Annotated in this window: 25 protein-coding genes; 12 read left to right on the top strand and 13 right to left on the bottom strand. The window is 49.5% G+C overall.

Going from position 1 to position 20,153, the window contains the following annotated elements; genetic code table 11:
* From B4923_RS18650 to B4923_RS18620, 7 genes are all read left to right on the top strand, one after another.
* Positions 1-1,001 (top strand): bacteriophage T4 gp5 trimerisation domain-containing protein (locus tag B4923_RS18650; protein ID WP_425428654.1); only part of this gene is annotated, 1,001 nt, incomplete at its 5' end.
* 13 nt (positions 1,002-1,014) lie between these two features.
* Entirely contained in the window at positions 1,015-1,626 is a 612-nt protein-coding gene (locus B4923_RS18645) for a DUF4123 domain-containing protein (protein ID WP_109055861.1), read from the top strand.
* A complete protein-coding gene (locus tag B4923_RS18640; protein ID WP_109055860.1) occupies positions 1,613-1,999 on the top strand; it encodes a hypothetical protein in 387 nt (128 codons plus the stop codon). The genes B4923_RS18645 and B4923_RS18640 overlap by 14 nt, the downstream gene beginning before the upstream one ends.
* Positions 2,000-2,026: 27 nt before the next feature.
* The gene (locus B4923_RS18635) at positions 2,027-2,992 is read left to right on the top strand and encodes an HNH endonuclease (RefSeq protein WP_109055859.1); all 966 of its coding nucleotides are present in this window, start codon (positions 2,027-2,029) and stop codon (positions 2,990-2,992) included.
* A 1-nt stretch (position 2,993) separates the two neighbouring features.
* On the top strand, positions 2,994-3,518 hold the full coding sequence (locus B4923_RS18630; protein ID WP_109055858.1) for an SMI1/KNR4 family protein: 525 nt from the start codon (positions 2,994-2,996) through the stop codon (positions 3,516-3,518).
* Between the two features lie 49 nt (positions 3,519-3,567).
* The gene (locus B4923_RS18625; RefSeq protein ID WP_109055857.1) at positions 3,568-4,332 is read left to right on the top strand and encodes a cell division cycle protein 123 family protein; all 765 of its coding nucleotides are present in this window, start codon (positions 3,568-3,570) and stop codon (positions 4,330-4,332) included.
* A gap of 12 nt (positions 4,333-4,344) precedes the next feature.
* Positions 4,345-4,644: a PAAR domain-containing protein gene (locus B4923_RS18620; RefSeq protein ID WP_109055856.1), complete on the top strand. Its 300-nt coding sequence runs from the start codon at positions 4,345-4,347 to the stop codon at positions 4,642-4,644.
* A 343-nt stretch (positions 4,645-4,987) separates the two neighbouring features.
* Here the strand turns inward: B4923_RS18620 and nrdF are convergent, their stop codons facing one another.
* The 7 genes from nrdF to B4923_RS18585 all read right to left on the bottom strand — a co-directional run bounded on the left by nrdF (position 4,988) and on the right by B4923_RS18585 (position 11,205).
* Entirely contained in the window at positions 4,988-5,950 is a 963-nt protein-coding gene (gene nrdF, locus B4923_RS18615) for a class 1b ribonucleoside-diphosphate reductase subunit beta (protein ID WP_109055855.1), read from the bottom strand.
* A 24-nt stretch (positions 5,951-5,974) separates the two neighbouring features.
* Positions 5,975-8,125 carry a class 1b ribonucleoside-diphosphate reductase subunit alpha gene (gene nrdE, locus B4923_RS18610; RefSeq protein ID WP_109055854.1) on the bottom strand — a complete coding sequence of 717 codons (2,151 nt, stop codon included), beginning with the start codon at positions 8,123-8,125 and terminating at the stop codon, positions 5,975-5,977.
* Positions 8,104-8,511 (bottom strand): class Ib ribonucleoside-diphosphate reductase assembly flavoprotein NrdI, encoded by a 408-nt coding sequence (gene nrdI / locus B4923_RS18605; RefSeq protein WP_109055853.1) that lies wholly within the window; start codon positions 8,509-8,511, stop codon positions 8,104-8,106. The genes nrdE and nrdI overlap by 22 nt, the downstream gene beginning before the upstream one ends.
* A 9-nt stretch (positions 8,512-8,520) precedes the next feature.
* Entirely contained in the window at positions 8,521-8,760 is a 240-nt protein-coding gene (gene nrdH / locus B4923_RS18600) for a glutaredoxin-like protein NrdH (protein ID WP_109055852.1), read from the bottom strand.
* Between the two features lie 294 nt (positions 8,761-9,054).
* On the bottom strand, positions 9,055-9,849 hold the full coding sequence (speD, locus tag B4923_RS18595) for an adenosylmethionine decarboxylase (protein WP_109055851.1): 795 nt from the start codon (positions 9,847-9,849) through the stop codon (positions 9,055-9,057).
* A gap of 37 nt (positions 9,850-9,886) precedes the next feature.
* Positions 9,887-10,750: a polyamine aminopropyltransferase gene (speE, locus tag B4923_RS18590; RefSeq protein ID WP_109055850.1), complete on the bottom strand. Its 864-nt coding sequence runs from the start codon at positions 10,748-10,750 to the stop codon at positions 9,887-9,889.
* Positions 10,751-10,857: 107 nt separating this feature from the next.
* Complete coding sequence (locus B4923_RS18585) at positions 10,858-11,205, bottom strand: YacC family pilotin-like protein (RefSeq protein WP_109055849.1); 348 nt, start codon at positions 11,203-11,205, stop codon at positions 10,858-10,860.
* A gap of 285 nt (positions 11,206-11,490) precedes the next feature.
* Between B4923_RS18585 and B4923_RS18580 the strand changes: the two genes are divergently transcribed.
* Together B4923_RS18580 and B4923_RS18575 are read left to right on the top strand one after the other, a co-directional pair.
* Positions 11,491-13,083, top strand: a complete 1,593-nt coding sequence (locus B4923_RS18580; RefSeq protein ID WP_109055848.1) for an ABC transporter permease — start codon at positions 11,491-11,493, stop codon at positions 13,081-13,083.
* A gap of 4 nt (positions 13,084-13,087) precedes the next feature.
* Complete coding sequence (locus tag B4923_RS18575; protein ID WP_109055847.1) at positions 13,088-14,149, top strand: ABC transporter ATP-binding protein; 1,062 nt, start codon at positions 13,088-13,090, stop codon at positions 14,147-14,149.
* On the opposite strand, the gene B4923_RS18570 is transcribed toward B4923_RS18575, so the two are convergent.
* The 3 genes from B4923_RS18570 to B4923_RS18560 form a co-directional block, all read right to left on the bottom strand.
* A complete protein-coding gene (locus B4923_RS18570; protein ID WP_109055846.1) occupies positions 14,144-14,545 on the bottom strand; it encodes a DUF6515 family protein in 402 nt (133 codons plus the stop codon). The two genes, B4923_RS18575 and B4923_RS18570, sit on opposite strands and share 6 nt — an antisense overlap.
* A 63-nt stretch (positions 14,546-14,608) precedes the next feature.
* Positions 14,609-14,926 (bottom strand): hypothetical protein, encoded by a 318-nt coding sequence (locus B4923_RS18565; protein WP_109055845.1) that lies wholly within the window; start codon positions 14,924-14,926, stop codon positions 14,609-14,611.
* Positions 14,927-15,186: 260 nt separating this feature from the next.
* The gene (locus tag B4923_RS18560; protein WP_109055844.1) at positions 15,187-15,624 is read right to left on the bottom strand and encodes a GNAT family N-acetyltransferase; all 438 of its coding nucleotides are present in this window, start codon (positions 15,622-15,624) and stop codon (positions 15,187-15,189) included.
* A gap of 162 nt (positions 15,625-15,786) precedes the next feature.
* On the opposite strand from B4923_RS18560, the gene hpt reads away from it, so the two are divergent.
* A complete protein-coding gene (hpt, locus tag B4923_RS18555) occupies positions 15,787-16,329 on the top strand; it encodes a hypoxanthine phosphoribosyltransferase (RefSeq protein ID WP_211313975.1) in 543 nt (180 codons plus the stop codon).
* 47 nt (positions 16,330-16,376) lie between these two features.
* On the opposite strand, the gene can is transcribed toward hpt, so the two are convergent.
* On the bottom strand, positions 16,377-17,018 hold the full coding sequence (gene can, locus B4923_RS18550; RefSeq protein WP_109055843.1) for a carbonate dehydratase: 642 nt from the start codon (positions 17,016-17,018) through the stop codon (positions 16,377-16,379).
* 127 nt (positions 17,019-17,145) lie between these two features.
* On the opposite strand from can, the gene B4923_RS18545 reads away from it, so the two are divergent.
* Together B4923_RS18545 and B4923_RS18540 are read left to right on the top strand one after the other, a co-directional pair.
* Entirely contained in the window at positions 17,146-18,069 is a 924-nt protein-coding gene (locus B4923_RS18545) for an ABC transporter ATP-binding protein (RefSeq protein WP_109055842.1), read from the top strand.
* Complete coding sequence (locus B4923_RS18540; protein ID WP_109055841.1) at positions 18,066-18,836, top strand: ABC transporter permease; 771 nt, start codon at positions 18,066-18,068, stop codon at positions 18,834-18,836. Before B4923_RS18545 ends, B4923_RS18540 begins: the two co-directional genes overlap by 4 nt.
* Positions 18,837-18,882: 46 nt before the next feature.
* On the opposite strand, the gene panD is transcribed toward B4923_RS18540, so the two are convergent.
* Positions 18,883-19,263 carry an aspartate 1-decarboxylase gene (panD, locus tag B4923_RS18535; protein ID WP_109055840.1) on the bottom strand — a complete coding sequence of 127 codons (381 nt, stop codon included), beginning with the start codon at positions 19,261-19,263 and terminating at the stop codon, positions 18,883-18,885.
* Between the two features lie 17 nt (positions 19,264-19,280).
* The gene (gene panC, locus B4923_RS18530; protein ID WP_109055839.1) at positions 19,281-20,135 is read right to left on the bottom strand and encodes a pantoate--beta-alanine ligase; all 855 of its coding nucleotides are present in this window, start codon (positions 20,133-20,135) and stop codon (positions 19,281-19,283) included.
* Positions 20,136-20,153: the final 18 nt, after the last annotated feature.

Below are 20,153 nucleotides of genomic sequence, written 5' to 3'. Positions count from 1 at the left end.
TGGAGGGCGACCCGGACCAGCCGATCGTGACGGGGCGGACATATCATGCCACCAATCCGGTGCCCTATCCGCTGCCGGAGCATAAAACCAAGATGGTGCTGCGTTCCGACACCCATCAGGGCAGCGGTTTCAATGAACTCTCTTTTGAGGATGAATCCGGGCGGGAAAATATTCATATCCACGCCCAGAAAGATATGTCGGTCAAGATATTGCACGACATGACCAAACGCGTGGATTCCAGCGTGGTGGAGAGTATCGGCGAAAATCAGAATACGGAAATTGGAAAGCATCACCAGCACCGGGTCGGCGGCAACATGAATCTGACGGTGGGTGGACAGGGACTCGGACTGCTGGGCGGCTTATTCAGCCTGATATCCAACAGCGGTAAATTCATGAAGAGAGAATCAGCCAAAGTGGGCGAGCCGGGCGTAGAGCAGTTTGCCGACGATATCAATAAAGTTGGCGCGGCGGCGGAAACGATGTCGCTGACCGCTGGAAAGTCCTTTACCGACGCGGGCGGATTCAAATCCAAAGCCGGGCTGGATATGGTATCGAAAGGCACCTCGCTGGCCGGACTGCTTTCCAGCCTGATGCCCGGCTCCGGCATTTTTAATACGGTCGTCGAGAAGTTTCGTTCGGATACCACTGGTATCGCCAGTACCGAACAGGTTGGCCTGTATAAAAACACGCTGGTCGGTCATACCCAGACGCTGTCTGTCGGTCAGGTGCTGAAACTGCTGGTTGGCGATAAATATGACATCGAGAGCAAAAGCGCCATCTTCTCCCGTACCAAAAAGCATACGCTTTACGCCAAAGAAAAGATGGTGATTGGCGGGCCGGGCGGCACCATTACCATCGATGACAGCGGCGTGACCATTCAGGCGAAGAGCATCAAACTGAAAGCGCCGTCCATTGATATGTCCGGCGGCGCAGCAGAGCAGGCAGCGGCGCTGAGCAGCGACAAACCGTTCTCGGAAGAGTGTCCGTATAAGAAAAAATAGGCAGGGAGGCATTATGTTGGACAATCCTTACGACGCGGTGAGTGACGGTCTGAAACAGACGGTATTCACTCCCACATCCACGATTGTGGATGAACACGAAAAAACCCTCCACACCTACCTGTTGCTGAATGCGGCAGCCAGCCCGGATATTGCCATCTGTCTGGAAGGTTTTGCGCCAGCCTGTCGCTCGCTGTTTGATGTGTCGGTGCTGGATAATCTCGGCCACGTTGCGCCCTATATGGTGCAGATTAATGCGCACAGTGATGTGCTGGACTGGTGGCTGGCGGACGGTTATATGCGGCAGTGGGGCATCATTGTGCGCAGTACGCTGCCATTGATACCGTTGGTCAGGCATTTCAAGAAGTTCACCAAAGTCATCAATCATGGCAAAACTTACTTTTTCCGTTTTTACCAGCCGAAGACATTCAATCAGTTTATTCCGCAGTTGACGCCAGAACAGCTGGCGGACTTTTTTGCTCCGCTGTATTCGGTGTATGTGGAAAACACTGACGAGCCGGAACGGTTACTGCATTACACCCATGATGATAGCGGATTACAGACGGCATGCCTGACGTTGCCGGTTACTCCATTGCCTGAGGAGAGAATGGCGCATGTGGCACTTTGATGACCTGCAAATGGAATCGCATCTGATGAGCGATAAAGACTTTTCCCGGTGGTTTGTGGATGAGGTGATGGAAGAAACGCTGCCAGAGCACAAACAGGGGCATAAGCCGGAAACCCTGTACACGATGACGCTGAATGGTCGGGAGATAGCGAAAAAGTTCAATATCCACAAACCGACCAATCAGGCTAAGTTCCTGTATTTCATGTGGGGCGTCGGGGCGAATTTTTTCGAGTTTGATGGGTTCAGGCAAATCCTAGCTGATACAGAGCGGAATGAGGATGCGCGTCTGGAAGCGTTGTTCACTGAAGTCAGCGAGGAGCAGGGCGTTGATGCGCTGATGCAGAGTCATCCGAATTACTGGTTTCCAGAGTAAAACCGGTGAAACGACAGGGAGAATAATATGGCAAATATCAGAGCGCGTAGCGAGAGTCCTGAAATTGAAGCAGATCGCAAGAAAGTGCTTGAAATGGAGTCTCAATACAGTGAGCTTATTATTGATGGTGGCTTAGCAGCCGCTGGAGCCGCACCGCCACCGTTTGGTACGGCGGCAGATGTGGCGTCATTGGGACGTTCGCTTTTCAAAGGCGACTGGAGTGGCGCTGCACTGGATGTATTGGGACTTATCCCGATAGTAGGTGATGCCGCGAAGGCAGGGAAAATAGCGGCAAAAGTTGAAAAAGTGACGGAAGCCTTATCTAAGGCCAAAGCTGCGCTGAATACGAAGGTATTTGCAACAACGCGTGAAAATGCAAGAAAATATTGGAAAGATCTGATAGCGAAAAGAAAGCAGGAAAAGCTGGATAAAGAACTCGGTAAATGCAAAACGGAAGAGTGTAAAAAGCTGGCTCGGGAAAAATTCGAAAACGACAAGTCTATGGATCCTGGCCGACTACCGTCGTCCGATAAGGGGAAATGGGTAGATAAAGATGGTAACCCTTGTCCTCCAGGGACTGGAAAATATATGCCAGATCCTGAGAAAAACCCAAGTTTGTATGATGCGGTACAACGCCATGGGAAGGATGGTATCCCGTTTAAAGATGGGCATCCTGACTTCTCAGAATTTCCGCCGTTGAAAGATGGTAAACCAATTGGTGAAAATGGCAAACCATATCAGGTTGAGATTGATATGACTGGTAACTCATCTGACTTTAAGAAGGCTAAAGAAACATTTTCTGATAAATATAACTCAACATTATCTGATGCTGAATGGCGCTCAGGTACGTGGCATCATGAGTCTGATGGAGTAACTATGACCTTTGTTGATAAAAAGATTCATACGGCATATTCTGATGCTGAAACTGGTATGGCTAACAGCGGCACTCCACATGTTGGTGGTGATTCTATGTGGAGAAGTGAGGATTATTGATATGAGTATTGTCAAAGAAGACTTGGTGAATTGGCATATGGATGAAACTCTTTTTGAGCAAGATCCTGTTAACATCGAAAAGAAAGTAAAAAATGTTGAATCGGTTTTAAACGTTAACTTACCTAGTGAATTTAAAATCTTCCTTCTTCTAACTAATGATCAAGCTATTTCTCCAGTGGAAGATAAAGATTTTTGTTTGGCTAAATATAATAATGAAAGTAGGGTCGTGTATGTGGACGGATTTTATAGCTGCGAGTCTATTATTGAGATAACAAAATTGTCTCAGGAATCTATTTATGAGCATCGCTTTATATTGCCAGAAGGTTTAATTGTTATTGGTGTTAATTATGATGGGGCGACTGATGCACATATAGTATATGATGTAAGGCCTGGCTCTCCGACATATCAGCATTTATTTAATTGGCGTTATTCTGTCGATAATGTTTTTGTAGGTGAAGGATTGGGATTTCTTGCTCACTCATTGAAAGAGTTTTTAAATACGCCAACATCGGAAGATGAGTTATGATTTTTCCTATATGCCACTGTCAACAACAGGATGTTAAGGCTGATTGAGCATGTACTCTGAGCACAAACAGACGTTTATTGAAAACTGGTCGGAAGATATTTTGTCTTTATCTTTCAAGAGTGAAGGTATTGAGCTTCATGAGAGAGATGTTATCGCCATTGGTGCGTGTACCGATGAGTTTATGACTGCCAGAGGACTACTGGAAAAGCCGGTTTTTTCTACACAGTTATGTGAGGATATCGAATATGCTTTGTCAGTGTTAAATAAGCCTGCTTTTGTGCGGTTTGGGGGTGTTAGCTACCATGGTGCTTCCCTTTCTCGATTGAATACGGTTGATGGGGTAGTAAAACAACTGTCGGTATCTAGTCATCGCGTCGCATCCTATCTTTGGGATTGTCTGCAATCGTCAACACCTGTTTGGTTGTTCCTGAGGGAATGGCGCGATATTCCGCGCTGGGGAGAGTTCAGATGTTTCATTCGGGATGGCAAGGTAGTTGGGGTTTCTCAATATCACTGTATGGAGTACTTTCCGTTTCTAAAAGAAAAGGAAAATGAAATACGCCTTCAAATAATCATGTTTTTGCAAAAGTTTTTGCCTGTATTACATATGGATTCCGTGGTTGCAGATATTGCCATTGATTATAAGGATGAAGAATTCAATACGACACTGATTGAACTCAACCCGTTTATTCAACGGACGGATGCCTGTCTTTTTTCCTGGGTAAATGGCGGTGATTTTAATGACCGCATTCGTATCAATCAAAGTATTGCAACTGCACATGCAGAAAAGCGCAAAAGACCTTATTTGCTATAAGAGGATAATCGTATGGGAAAACCAGTCGCAATATTGGGGCATATGCATGTTTGCCCTAAAGTTGAGCCGGGGCCGGTGCCACATGTCGGCGGGCCGATTATTAATGCCGGGCAATCGATTGTCACTATCAATGGTGTCCCTGTCGCCGTGGTGGGTGGAAAAGCGCTGTGTACTGGTGTCGGGATACCGGATGGTTTGGTTTCGGGTTCATCTATCTTCACCATTGAAGGTAAACCGGTGGTCAGGGTGGGGGACGGTTGTGGGCACGGCGGAAAAGTTGTTCAGGGGTGGCCGACGGTGACATCTGATTGAATGTTTTGAATTTACCCCTGGCAGAAATTAAAACTCTTAATTAATAATGATGCGGTGTCTGTCGCTACATGGTTTTTTTTCATAATGTTTTCCTGTGCGTAACAACATGCTAATTTGAGGAAAGATTAAGAATTGCTCGCTTAGACTAATGGTGCAGAAATCTTACTTGCAGCCCCTTTTAAAATGGCCCACGCTGTGGCCATAGCGATAATAAATGGTGTTGATTTTATTATTTATCAAATAGATGAGTAATGAGGTGGATTTCCGTCCGTTCCGCCACTTAATTTAAAAACCCTGAATCAGCAATGATTCAGGGTTTTGTCATTCCAGAGCCGGATTTCCGTTAGAAATCCCAATCCTCATCTTCCGTATTAACGGCTTTGCCAATAACGTATGAAGAACCGGAACCAGAGAAAAAGTCGTGATTTTCGTCTGCATTGGGTGACAGCGCGGATAAAATTGCTGGATTTACGTCCGTCATGCTGGCAGGGAACAGCGCCTCATAGCCCAGGTTCATTAGCGCTTTATTGGCGTTGTAGTGCAGGAATTTTTTGACATCTTCCGTCCAGCCAACGCTATCGTACAGCTCTTGGGTATACAGCACTTCATTGTCATATAAATCCTGCAATAGATCATATGCGAAACTTTTAACCTGCTGCTGACGAGCCGTGTCCGCTTTCGCCAGGCCTTGCTGGAATTTATAGCCGATATAATAACCATGTACCGCTTCATCACGGATAATCAATCGTATCAAATCAGCGGTATTGGTCAATTTAGCCCGACTTGACCAATACATTGGCAAATAAAAACCGGAGTAGAACAGGAAAGATTCCAGAAAAACGCTGGCGACTTTTTTCATCAGCGGATCGTCACTACGGTAATGCGACAGAATGATTGATGCTTTTTTCTGTAATGCCGGGTTTTCCTCGCTCCAGCGATAGGCGTCATCCACTTCACTGGTCAGGCAAAGCGTCGAAAAAATGGAGCTATAGGAACGGGCATGAACCGCTTCCATAAAGCAGATGTTGGATAGCACGGCCTCTTCATGCGGAGTAACGGCATCGGGCATGAGTGTCGGTGCGCCCAGCGTGTTCTGAATCGTGTCCAACAGCGTCAGCCCGGTAAATACCCGGATAGTCAACTGGCGTTCATGGGCACTCAGCGTTCCCCATGAGGGAATGTCGTTGGAAAGCGGCACTTTTTCCGGCAGCCAGAAATTTGATGTCAGCCGGTTCCAGACCTCCAAATCTTTATCGTCTTCGATTTTGTTCCAGTTGATGGCCTGGACGCGCGTTAGCAATGTCATAATCGGATTTCCTTCAGCGATGGCTTATAGCGCGCAGGACACACAGCCCTGAACTTCTGTACCTTCCAACGCCATCTGTCGTATACGAATGTAATAGATGGTTTTGATACCCTTGGTCCACGCATAGATTTGCGCTTTATTGATGTCCCGCGTGGTGGCGGTATCGCGGAAAAACAGCGTTAGCGACAACCCCTGATCGACATGCCGGGTGGCGGCGGCGTAGGTATCAATGATCTTCTGCGGCCCGATTTCGTAGGCATCCTGGTAATACTCCAGATTGTCATTGGTCATATAAGGAGCAGGGTAGTAAACCCGTCCAATTTTGCCCTCTTTACGGATCTCAATGCGTGACACAATCGGATGGATGCTGGATGTGGAATGATTGATATAAGAAATCGAACCTGTCGGGGGCACCGCCTGCAAATTCTGATTATAAATACCATAGGTCATGACCGATTCGCGTAAAGCGGCCCAATCCTGTTGACTGGGAATGGCGATCCCGGCTTGTGAAAACAGCGCCTTTACGCGTTCCGTGGCCGGCAACCAGCTCTGTTCGATGTATTTGTCGAAGTATTCGCCCGACGCATACTTCGAGTTTTCAAAACCCTTGAAGCGCTGACCACGTTCTATTGCCAGCTGGTTTGATGCGCGAATGGCATGATAGGCAACGGTATAAAAATAGATGTTGGTGAAATCAATACCTTCCTCGGAGCCATAAAAAATACGCTCTTTCGCCAGATAGCCGTGCAGATTCATCTGACCGAGGCCAATAGCGTGAGATTCGTCGTTGCCTTTCTCAATAGAAGGCACGGAACGGATGTGGCTCATATCAGAAACGGCGGTCAGGGCGCGAATGGCCATTTCCACCGTTAGCCCAAAATCGGGAGACGACATGGTTTTGGCGATATTCAGCGAGCCGAGGTTACAGGAGATATCCTTGCCGACATGGCGATAGCCAAGGTCCTCGTCGTACAGGCTGGCATCATTAACCTGCAAAATTTCAGAGCACAGGTTGCTCATGTTGACGCGCCCTTGAATCGGGTTCGCGCGATTTACCGTATCCTCAAACATCATGTAGGGATAGCCGGATTCAAACTGGATTTCGGCAAGAATCTGGAAGAATTCCCTGGCCTTGATATGTGACTTGCGAATGCGTTTGTCGTTTACCATTTCATGGTATTTTTCGCTGATGCTGATTTCCGACAGCGGAACGCCATACACCTGTTCGACATCGTAGGGAGAAAACAGGTACATCACCTGATTGTCTTTAGCGAGCTGGAACGTGATATCCGGTATGACTACTCCCAGCGACAGCGTTTTAATCCGGATTTTTTCATCGGCATTTTCGCGTTTGGTATCCAGAAAACGCAGGATATCGGGGTGATGCGCGTTGAGGTAAACCGCGCCAGCACCCTGGCGCGCACCCAGTTGGTTGGCGTAGGAAAAGGCATCCTCCAGCATTTTCATCACGGGAATAATACCGGATGACTGATTTTCTATGCGTTTGATTGGCGCGCCGGTTTCACGGATGTTGGTAAGCAGGAAGGCGACGCCGCCGCCACGCTTGGAAAGCTGAAGCGCCGAATTAATCGCACGACCAATGGATTCCATATTATCTTCGATTCGCAGCAGGAAGCAGGAAACCAGTTCGCCTCGCTGCTTTTTGCCGCAGTTCAGAAACGTGGGCGTCGCCGGCTGGAATCGACCGCTAATGATTTCGTCTACCATGGCGCTGGCAAGCGCGGCATCGCCTGCGGCAAGGGTCAGCGCTACCATACAGACGCGATCTTCATAACGTTCCAGATAGCGTTTGCCGTCAAAGGTTTTGAGGGTATAGCCGGTATAATATTTGAACGCCCCCAGGAACGTTTGAAAGCGGAACTTATGGCTGTAGGCCTGCTGGAAAAGGCTCTTAATAAAGCTGAAGGCATATTGATCCAAGACTTCGGCCTCGTAATAGCCTTCTTCGACCAGATAACGCAGTTTTTCTTCCAAATTATGAAAGAACACGGTGTTTTGATTCACGTGTTGCAGGAAATAACGCCGTGCGGCCAGTTTGTCCTGTTCGAACTGGATATGCCCCTCTGCATCATAGAGGTTCAGCATGGCGTTCAGAGAATGGTAGTCCAGCTCCGCGCTGGCTGGTTTAGTGATCACGGATTCTGTTGTTGCCAAAATTCAGTTACTCCCTTACGCACATTTGCAACGTCTTCTGCGGTGCCAAGCAGCTCGAAGCGATACAGGTAAGGTACCTGGCACTTCTGCGCGATAATGTCACCCGCGATGCAGTACGCTGCACCGAAATTCATATTGCCTGCGGCAATAACGCCACGCAGGTAATCACGATTTTGCCGTTCGTTCAGAAAATGGATCACCTGACGGGGTACGGCACCTTTGCTACTGCCGCCACCGTAGCTGGGAACCACCAGAATATACGGTTGATCCACTTTCAGTAGCGGCAGCTCGGTCGCGATGGGGATTCGCAGGGCGGGCAGCCCAACCCTGCCAATGAAACGATGGGTGTTTTCCGACTGGCTGGAAAAATAGACCAGTGGGTTCATCGCTCCCCCTTACTGCAGCCGTTGGGATGCGTGAAGCGTACTGATTTTGTCCGGACGGAAACCGCTCCAATGATCGTTGGCTGTCATGACGACCGGCACCTGCTGATAACCTAATGCTCTTACCTGCTGTAACGCCTGGGCATCTTCCGTTAAGTCCACCAGTTGATAGTCAATTCCCTGTTTATCCAGTGCACGGCATGTCGCATTGCATTGAACGCAATCTGGCTTGGTGAAAATAGTAATACGCATGATTCGTATTTACCTTTTGGCGTGAGAGAAGTATATCGGAGCGGCTATCTTCAACGGGTATCTGTACCCTGACCGATCCACGAAGCAACCATCATTAGTGATGAGGTCACGACTTGAATACTAGATGTAGTTGTTTTGAATTTCAACCATACAATATATAGGATTTATCAGTGAGCTTATGCAAAAGACAGCTAACCCAGATGGGACAAGGGAAAAGGTGAGATCAGGGGAAGAATAATTTTTAAGAAACGGTAGTGATGGTAGGGGAAGGGAGCCTTGCTCCCTTCAAAAAGATCACAGTTTCGGCAGATTCCTGCCGTAATAGATCTCCTGCATCTCGTGATACAGCAGGTCGGTGATTCTCTTGCGTTCCGCAGCGTTCAGCGCGTCAGGGGTGACATTGAACAGATAGTGTTTCAGGTCGAAGTCTTTCAGCAACATCTTGGTGTGAAAGATATTTTCCTGATAAACATTCACGTCCATCATGTGATAGAGCGATTTCATGTCTTCTGACATAAAATTCTGAATGGAATTGATCTGGTGATCGATGAAATGTTTTACGCCATTGACATCACGGGTAAAGCCCCGCACGCGATAATCAATGGTTACAATATCTGATTCCAACTGGTGAATCAGATAGTTAAGCGCTTTTAATGGTGAAATCACGCCGCAGGTCGACACCTCAATGTCGGCGCGAAAAGTGCATAACCCGCCTTCAGGATGGCTTTCCGGATAGGTATGTACGCATATATGGCTTTTGTCCAGATGAGCGACCACCGCGTTTGGCAAGGGGCCGGGATGTTCCGAATTATCGACATCACGCGGGTCCATGGGTTCTTCGCTGACCAGAATGGTCACGCTGGCGCCTTGTGGCTCATAATCCTGGCGGGCGATATTAAGAATATTGGCCCCGATGATCGAGCAGGTCTCGGTCAGGATCTCTGTTAAGCGATTGGCATTATACTGTTCATCAATGTAGGCGATATAACCATCACGGTCATCGGCTGTCTTGGTGTAACAGATATCGTAAATACAAAAACTCAGGCTTTTGGTCAGATTGTTAAAGCCGTGTAGCTTCAGCTTGTGCAATTTAAGTCACCTCCTTATTGATTTGTTAATGCGGTAATTACCGTGCGCCGGATAATGCGTTTAATAAATATTGCGGTAGTGCAAAGCTCCCCACATGAACGTCCGGATTGTAATAGCGACATTCAATACCCGAAGCCGCAAAGCGTTGGCGTAATGTTTCGGCGGTGAGCTGCCGAAGCGCCGCATTATTACTGGCCCAGGCAAATGTCATTATGCCGCCGTAGTAGGTCGGTATGGCGGCCTGATAAAAACTGACGTCGCTGAAATAGCGACCGAGTTTTCTATGGCTGTTAACGGCTTCATCTTGCTGTAGAAAGCAGACCCCGTTTTGGGCGACAAAAATTCCGCCTTCGTTCAGACAACGCGCGCATCCCTGATAAAAATCCGAGGTAAACAGGCTTTCACCCGGTCCGATGGGATCGGTGCAGTCAGAAATGATGACGTCAAATTTCCCGGAACATTGATTAACGAAGTTCACTCCATCATCAATAACCAGATTGAAACGAGGATCGTCATAAGAGCCGGCATTATGGTTGGGTAAATATTGGCGGCAGAATTCCACTACGCCAGCGTCGATTTCTACCATGGTAATATGCTCAACGCTGCGATGGCGACTGACTTCGCGCAGCATGCCGCCGTCGCCGCCACCGATGATCAGCACGCGTTTAGCGTTGCCGTGAGCCAGTAATGGAACGTGGGTAAGCATTTCGTGATAGATGAATTCATCACGCTCAGTGGTTTGAACCACACCATCAAGCGCCATGACGCGGCCTAACGCGGCGTTTTCAAAAATGATCAGATCTTGATGATCTGTCTTTTGGTGATACAACACCCGATCAATAGAGAAATACTGACCGAAGTTGGCATGCAGGGTTTCATACCAAATTTCTTTCTGGGACATGTTAGGGCTTCCTCCGCGATAACAGCCATGAAAATTGGCGCGCCATCATAGCTAACTCTTGAGCCGCTTGCACGGTCAAATTTCAGTCAGCCCGGAAAGAGAGAGAATTATTGCGCGTAGGAAAGCAGTCCGAGTGAATTGCGGGCCAGCGATTGGCATTTTTTAGGCGTGGGGATCGCAATCTTGCTGAGATCACGATAACTGTCTTCACCCATGGCCGTCATGTTGTACGTATTGTAATTGCTGAGATCCCAACGGTTTTGCTGCGCAAATGCCACTAGCGTCCGGCGAATCTGCTCATTGGGCAGATCCTGATAACCGCAATTGTTTTTCAGATAGACGAAAATGGCAGTCAGATCAGCAAGATCTTCCGCTTCAAATTCGTTAAGCGCTTTGCTGACGGAGGAGAAGCTCATCAGACTCAGCAAGAGCATCGCCAGCGCAGTGTTTTTCATGGTTAAACCTGTTCCGGGTATCGTCAGATGACGTTATCACAGATATTGCCTCTGGTTCCAAGCTTTCTTGCGGGCAGAGCGCGGCGGCATGAGTAAAAAAAGCGGGTAATACAAAGTGGACAGCGGGCCGAAAAGCAGGTGATGGCGGCTATTGGCTTCAGACAAATCGAATTCTTTCAAGTTAATCGTGCGATTACAGGCTATTTATCGTTGATTGACACCATGACGCCGACATCAGGCTCTGTTATTAATAATAGTGGACTAACTTAACATAGCTCTTATTTTATGATCTCCGGTGTCTGGCGCGTCAGTAGTTGGTTGTTGGCGGGGCTGTTGTTGCTTCCTTTAGCGGCGATTTTCTTTCAGGCATTTTTTGCTGAAGGGCGGGGATTTGTCCTGATATGGCAAACCGGATTACCTGCATATCTGCTCAATTCGGCGGTGCTGGTGGTCGGTACGGTGCTGCTCAGCCTGCTTATCGGTTTACCTGCCGCCTGGTTGATGGCGATGTATCGTTTCCCCGGCCAGCGTATGCTGCGGTGGGCGCTCTGTCTGCCGTTGGCGATGCCCGCTTTTTTGCTCGCTTATCTTTATGCTGATGCCCTGACGTTCGCTGCATCTTTGCGGCATTTACCGATTTGGCCGTCTGACTCAGCGGCTTCTCTCTGCGGAGCATGCGTTATCCTTGCGCTGGTTCTGTACCCTTATCTTTATTTGCTGGCGCGTCATGCATGGGTGAAACAGCCCGCCAGTCTGATTCATTCTGCCCGATTGCTTAAGCATTCCCATTCGCAAGTGATATGGCGCGTATGTCTGCCAATCGCCCGACCGGCAATGGTAACCGGCGCGGTGCTGGTTGCGGTGGAGGCATTCGGAGATTACGGTGTGGCATCTTATCTGGCGATCCCCACGCTGACGACCACCGTGCTGGATATCTGGCAGCAGCAGGGCGATCTGGGCGCGGCAGCGCGTATTGCCGTTATCATTCTGCCCGTTATTTTTTTACTGATGTTTTTGGCGCACGCCTGGCGGCGGAAACAACAGGTCTATCAAGCGCGTTTGCAGTCAGAACCGCTTGCTCCGTCAGTATTGCGCGGCTGGCGTAGTGGGCTGGCGCAGTTCTACTGTTGGGGCCTGGTCTGTCTGGCATTCATTTTTCCGCTTTTGCGACTCGCATTTTGGGCGGTAATGAATTTTATGCAGGGTTGGGATATGGCATTCCTGCACGCTATCGGTAATAGCCTGCTGGCATCTGTCTTGACCACGGTATTGATTACGCTTATGGCGTTGTCGTTTGTGTTTTATACCCGAACGGCAGGCCAGTCGGCGAATCAACTTCCGGTGAGACTGGTCGGTTTGAGCTATGCGATCCCCGGTACTGTGCTGGCGGTTGGTTTGTTTATCCCGCTGATTTTGATTGATAACGGTATTGGATTGCTGGCTAAGAGCATGGGGTTATCCGTACCGGAACGGCTGCTATCAGAATCATTGTTTATCTTGATACTGGCATACAGCGTCAAGTTCGGTCGTTTGATGCTGGATGGTCTGGAGTACAGTATGGCGAAAATTCCGGAATCGCTGGATCGAACCTGTCTGGTGTTGAAATGTTCTGCTGGAGAGCGCTGGTCTCGGGTGCATATTCCCTTATTAAGCCGCAGTCTGCTGGTTGGTGCGGTGCTGATTTTCACCGAAAGTATGAAAGAACTGAATGTGTCTTTGCTATTGCGCCCGCTTCATCTTGAAACACTGGCAACTTATGTTTTCCGGTTTACCTCTGGGGAGCAGGTGGCGTCACTGGCTTTGCCTGCATTGGTCCTGGTCGTGGTGGGTATTGTACCTGTGGTGGGCTTGAGCCGGGTTTTGAATATCAAAGGATAATCAAATGGTAGCGTCGGTGGATATTCTGAGTGTGCAGTCATTGAGCTGTAGATTGCCCACAGGATTGAGTCTGGAAAATGTGACGTTCGCCGTTAGGGCTGATGAAACGATCTGTTTGCTGGGCAGGAATGGCAGCGGTAAAACAACGCTGCTACAGGCTATCGCCGGGTTGCTGCCGATAGAACACGGCGAAATCAAGCTCGCCGGACAATCCATCAGCACCCCTCAGCAGGTGCTGACGCCGGAACAACGTCAGATCGGCATGATTTTTCAGGATTATGCCTTGTTTCCTCATTTGACTGTCGAAGGTAATGCGGCGTTTGGTTTATATGGCCAATCCGACAGCGAAGTCGTGCGGATCTGCGGCGAAATGCTGACGCTATTGAAACTTGATGACGTGGCCTCTCGTTATCCTCATGAACTGTCAAATGAACAACAGCAGCGTTTGTCCATCGCTCGGGCGCTGGCTTGCGAACCCAGGCTGCTGTTGCTGGATGAACCTTTTCCCGGATTGGATAGCCAGAGCCGTTATCATCTGATAACCGAGCTGCGGCAAATACTTAAACAGCGGCACGTTGCGGCCGTTTTTGCGACACACAACCGGGAAGAGGCGTTTGCCTGCGCAGATCATCTTATCCTGCTGGAAGAGGGGAAAATTATGCAGCAGGGTTATCCCTCAGATCTTTATCATCGCCCTTCGAGTCGGTTTGTCGCGGATTTTTTGGGGAACACGAATTATCTGCCGGTGAAGATCCTGAGCGATCACCAATGGCAGAGCGCGTTCGGCGAACATCATGCGAATCATCCCCTGAATCAGCCGATTGATTCGCAATGCGACTGGATGGTTCGTCCTCTGGATGTGGCGCTGGCGCTGGATCCTGAGGGGGCGGCGCAAATTAAGGATCGCCTTTTTACCGGTACTTCCAATCTCTATAAAGTGAGTCTGGGAGATCGGGTGATCCTCATTCAGACCAGCAACTGGTTTGAACCGGGTCAGAAGGTGCGTCTGAGCATTAAAACCGATCAGCCCGTGTTCTTTCCTGCCATTTCGATGCCGATTTCATAAGCCAGCAGGTTTGGGAACCTCCAGATATTCACCATTAATATTGCGCTTATAGTAGCTCCCATTTTTCACATAAAAACGCTCGCCGTTAATATCTAAAACCGTCATCTCACCCTGAGTGACGGCATGGGCGGTCGCGGGGGGCGTTTCCACCACGACATAGCTATTGTTCTGTCGCTGGTAGAAAATACCGTTGAGAACATAATAAGTCAGCCCGGCAATCAGAACGGTTTCGACCCCATAAGGCAGGCGATCAACAACAATGCCTGGTCCTGGTCTGTCATGCCAGGGAGCGCCATGAGGGCCGGGGCCCATTCCATGGCCCGGACCGGGACCGGCGAGGACGCTGGCTGGCGATAGGATCGCCAGTGAAATTATCAATACAAGGTTCTTTTTCATCGCGTGCCGGACTCCTGCCTTCATGTGTATCACTCACTTTATTCGCGACATGTTGTGTCCCGATTACTTGTCGCCAGTCGTCGTAGGTTCTGGTTCTGGCGGCAATTCCCGGATCATCACTCTGACTTCGTAATTTTTGTCGGCGCCCTGTGGGGCGTTAGCGATCAGTTTGCTTAATGCCTGATCGGGATGACGAGTTTGTAGTGATGCTTCATAGAGCGGCGGCGGCATATCTGGTCGCCCGTGAAGCGCGAACGCAGACGGTCCGTTTGATCGAGGCGCGTTCGCGCCAGGAATGGATGTGATACCAGCGACAGCGCTGGTAATGGACAAGGTTGCCGCAAGAGCGAAGATGCTCAATACATGGTATCGTTTTTTCATAAAGCGCCTTTAATCAGCTATATATGCTATGCCCATCGTCTTTCCAGTTGCAGAGTCGTTTAACTTGAGTCAGCACGAGAATTTACCCGGCTGCCGCGCTGCATCTCGAAATCGATTAGCTATATATAAAGACGCTCTTGAGGGTGGCCGCAATCCAATTTACGCAGATTTATTCTGCAATAACGCAATCCTGATGGTTTGTTAACAATGATGGGAAAAACGATGCGGCAAACTCAGGAAGATATCGTTGGCCGAGACGATTATTTTTTGGCCGCGTTAAACTCATTGCCTGGTAAGACCCAGGCGCTGTTATGTTTTTCGAAACCCAGCCTGGGATAGTAATCAACCGCCTGAGGGGCGGCCAGCAGGATAATTTTGCATTTGGGTTCCAGCTGTTGCGCCGTTATCTTTATCAGCGTTTTCCCGATACCCGCGTGTTGCCAGAGCTCTGACACGGCCAGATCGGACAGGTAACAACAAAAATGAAAGTCCGTCACGCTACGGGCAATTCCCACCAATGTTTCGCCATGCCATGCTGAAACCAGAAGATTGGCATGTTCAAGCATCCCCTCGATTGTCGCTTTGTCAGCCAGTGGACGCCTTGCTCCTAATGACGTTTGCGCCAGCAGGTCAATAAACTGCTGGCTGGACAGCGGGGCATTCACTTTATAGCTGATTGCATGATCTGGCGTGTTCATTAACGCTCCCTGGCTGGAAGGATGGGGATGACGGTTGGTTTCTGGTATACTTCGCGCCCTTAGGCGCCATCTGCCTGCGCTGACAACAGGTCAGCATGGGGCATCATCGGGCATAAACATTCGTCTCTGCCGATGATGCTGGATTCTTTTATTCAAAGAGTTATGAGTATGATGAAACATACCGTAGAAGTCATGATTTCTGAACAGGAAGTGATGACCCGAGTTAACGAGTTAGGCAGACAAATCAGCGAACACTACCGTAACAGCGGCAACGATATGGTGTTGGTTGGCTTACTGCGTGGTTCATTTATCTTTATGGCCGATCTGTGCCGTGCTATCGATGTTTCACACGAAGTCGATTTTATGACGGCATCCAGCTATGGCAGCGGTATGAATACCACCCGCGATGTTAAAATTCTCAAGGATCTGGACGAAGATATTCGTGGCAAAGATGTGTTGATCGTCGAAGATATTATCGACTCCGGCAATACGTTGAGCCGAGTGCGAGAAATCCTGCGACTGCGTGAGCCCAAATCGCTGGCGATATGCACCCTGCTGGATAAGCCGGAACGCCGGGAAGTCGATGTGAAAGTCGAATGGGTTGGCTTCTCTATTCCTGATGAATTCGTCGTGGGATATGGCATCGACTACGCGCAGCACTATCGCCATTTACCCTATGTTGGCAAAGTGGTTCCCCAGAAATGAGATGGGTGGGTAAATGACGCCCGTTGCAGGGCGTCGACGGGTATCAATCAAGGCATGGATGAAATCGCGCGGCGATAGCGTTGTTCCAGCGTCTCCCGGTTGGTGGCGGTGACTTCCAGATCGCGCAGTCGACCATCCTGAATACCGTAAACCCAGCCATGGATCATGATTTTTTGCCCACGCTTCCAGGCTGACTGCATAACGGTCGAGTGTCCAAGGTTATAAACCTGTTCGACGACATTGATCTCGCACAGCGTATTCAGCCGCTGTTCGGGAGGCAGTTCTCCCAGCAGCGAACTATGCTTGTACCATAGGTCGCGGATGTGCAGCAGCCAGTTGTTGATTAAGCCCAGTTCGGGATTTTCAACCGCCGCCTGCACACCACCACAGCCGTAATGGCCGCAGATAATGATGTGTTCGACTTCCAGAACTTCGACAGCATATTGCACAACAGACAGGCAATTGAGGTCAGTGTGAATAACCAGGTTGGCGACGTTACGGTGAACAAACAGTTCTCCCGGTGCGAGGCTGGTCAAGCTTTCCGCAGGTACGCGACTATCCGAGCATCCAATCCACAAGAAACGAGGTCGTTGCGCCTGCGCCAGCCGTTCAAAATAACCAGGATCTTCTTCCACCATCGTTTTTGACCAGCGTTGGTTATTCGCGATGAGCGTTTCAATTTCTTTCATGAAAGTAAATGACCTGTAACAGACAAGAGGCAGTGGAGGTAATATAAGGCAACACTCTTCGTTTGAAAAACGATAGTTTTAAAATCGGAACTGTAGAACCCACTGATAATAAGGCAATCCATTTCTTATGACATACGCACTGGAACTGGCGCAGTTAACCAAAACCTACGCAGGGGGCGTCAAAGCATTGCGCGGAATCGACCTGCAGGTTAAAGCGGGCGATTTTTATGCCCTATTGGGGCCTAATGGCGCAGGAAAATCGACGACCATCGGGATCATCAGTTCATTAGTGAATAAGACCGCCGGAAAGGTACAGGTTTTTGGTTATGACCTGGATCGGGATGTTGTTAACGCCAAGCGTCAACTGGGGTTGGTTCCCCAGGAATTTAACTTTAACCAGTTTGAAACGGTATTGCAGATCGTGGTTAGCCAGGCGGGATATTACGGCGTAAAACGCAATGAAGCGTTGCTGAGAGCGGAAAAATATCTCAGGCAGTTGGACTTATGGGAGAAGCGTAATGAAAAGTCCCGCATGCTTTCGGGCGGGATGAAACGCCGTCTGATGATTGCCCGTGCGCTGATGCATGAACCCAAACTGCTGATTCTGGACGAGCCCACCGCCGGCGTGGATATTGAGCTGCGACGTTCCATGTGGGGCTTTCTGAAAGAGCTCAACGCGCAGGGGACAACGATCATTCTGACCACCCATTATCTGGAAGAGGCTGAGATGCTGTGCCGCAATATCGGTATTATCCAGCATGGTGAGCTGGTGGAAAACACATCAATGCGTCATCTGCTCTCCAAACTGAAATCTGAAACGTTTATTTTCGATCTGGCCGCTAAAAGTCCGTTACCTCAGCTTGAGGGCTATCCGTTCCGTTTATTGGACACCTCGACGCTTGAAGTGGATGTGATGCGCGAGCAGGGACTGAATGGATTGTTCAGCCAGTTAAGCGCGCAGGGGATACAGGTACTGAGTATGCGTAACAAGGCGAACCGACTGGAAGAGCTGTTTGTCACCCTGGTTAATGGTAATGGAGAAAAAGCATGATGCAGTTGTATTGGGTGGCCTTGCAGAGTATCTGGATGAAAGAAATCAATCGTTTTGGCCGCATCTGGGTACAAACGCTATTGCCGCCGGTTATCACCATGACGCTGTATTTTATTATTTTTGGTAACCTGATTGGCGCCCGTATTGGTGAGATGCACGGTTTTGACTATATGCAGTTCATCGTCCCCGGCCTGATCATGATGTCGGTGATCACCAATTCTTACGCCAATGTGGCTTCGTCATTTTTTAGTGCGAAGTTTCAGCGCAACATCGAAGAACTGCTGGTGGCACCGGTGCCGACCCATGTGGTCATCATTGGTTATGTCGGCGGTGGCGTGGCTCGCGGTGTGTGTGTCGGCATACTGGTGACCGTGGTATCTCTGTTTTTTGTACCGCTTCAGGTTCATGCCTGGTGGATTATCGTCTTGACGCTATTGCTGACGGCGGTGCTGTTCTCATTGGCGGGGCTGTTGAATGCGGTATTTGCCAAGACCTTTGATGATATCAGCCTGGTTCCAACCTTTGTGCTGACGCCGTTGACCTATCTTGGGGGGGTATTTTATTCCCTGACGCTGTTGCCGCCGTTTTGGCAGGCCGTGTCAAAGCTTAATCCGGTCGTGTATATGATCAGCGGGTTCCGCTATGGCTTTCTCGGAACTCATGATGTTCCGCTGATCTTTACCATGGCGGTGCTGGTTGGTTTTATCGTCGGGTTTTATCTTTTGGCGTGGTGGTTGATCGAACGTGGCCGCGGGCTGCGGACGTGATCGACGCATAAACGAAAAGGCGGTGTGTCCACCGCCTTTTTCACGTTCAGGCAACCTGTACCGGAATGGCTTTGGCCTGACGCTGCAATTCGTTATCACCAGAGAAATAGGCGACTTTGGGATGGTGCTCTCTTGCCTGCTCGTCGGACATCTGCACGTAAGAACAGATGATCAGTTTGTCACCCACGCAGGCACAGCGTGCCGCCGCGCCGTTCACAGAAATAATCCGTGAGCCTCTTTCGCCGGGAATGGCATAGGTCGAGAAACGCTGACCATTATCCACGTTGTAAATATCAATCGCTTCATATTCCAGAATGCCGGCGGCATCCATAAAATCCCGATCGATGGCGCAAGAACCTTCATAGTGCAGATCTGCCTGGGTGACTTTCACCCGATGCAGTTTGCCTTGCAGCATGGTACGTATCATTGCTTCATTACCTCTGTTCATACAGTCAAATCGACCTGCTGGTTATCAATCAATCGCGCTTTGCCTAACCAGGCGGCCATGAGAACAACCGCACGAGTGCTGGCTGCTGTCAGTGGTTGTAAGGTGTCGGCGTCACGAATAAACAGCTCATCAGGCGTGAAGCCGGCCTGTCGAAGTTTTTCTCCAGCCTGATTCAGTAAATCGTCAATCTGGCGCTCCCCGTTGACCAACTGCTCAACCACGCTGGCCATCACCTTATTTAGCTGGGGAGCGAGCCGGCGCTCTTCCGGGCTGAGATAGCCGTTACGCGAGCTTAAGGCCAGACCGTCTTTCGCTCGTACAATAGGCACGCCGACAATACTGATGTCATAGCCCATATCGCTGACAAGCTGACGGATCAAGGCCAACTGCTGATAATCCTTTTCGCCGAAGCAGGCCAGGTCCGGTTGCACCATATTGAACAGTTTGCTGACAATGGTGGCAACACCGCGGAAATGTCCAGGGCGGCTGGCGCCTTCCAACATCTGGGACAGACCGGGCACTTCGACAAACGTTTGTCCTTCCAATCCGTTTGGATATATCACATCCGGGCTGGGAGCGAAAACCAGATCCACACCTTTACGATTCAGTTTCTCGCAATCTTCCTGCAATGTCCGGGGATAATGCGCCAAATCATCCTGTCGTTCAAACTGCATGGGATTGACAAAAACGCTGACGATGACAATATCGGCCCGCGCTCTGGCTTCATCTACCAATGTCAGATGCCCGTCGTGCAAATTCCCCATGGTGGGCACCAGCGCAATACGCTTCCCCTCTTGACGCCAGCGACGAATTTCGCGGCGTAGCAGCAGAGGGGTTTCAATAATCAACACGCCTAATACTCCTTAACT

The organism is Brenneria roseae subsp. americana, from assembly GCF_003115815.1.
Classification (GTDB): Bacteria; Pseudomonadota; Gammaproteobacteria; order Enterobacterales; family Enterobacteriaceae; genus Brenneria; species Brenneria roseae.
This window is presented reverse-complemented; position numbering and strand designations above follow the sequence as displayed.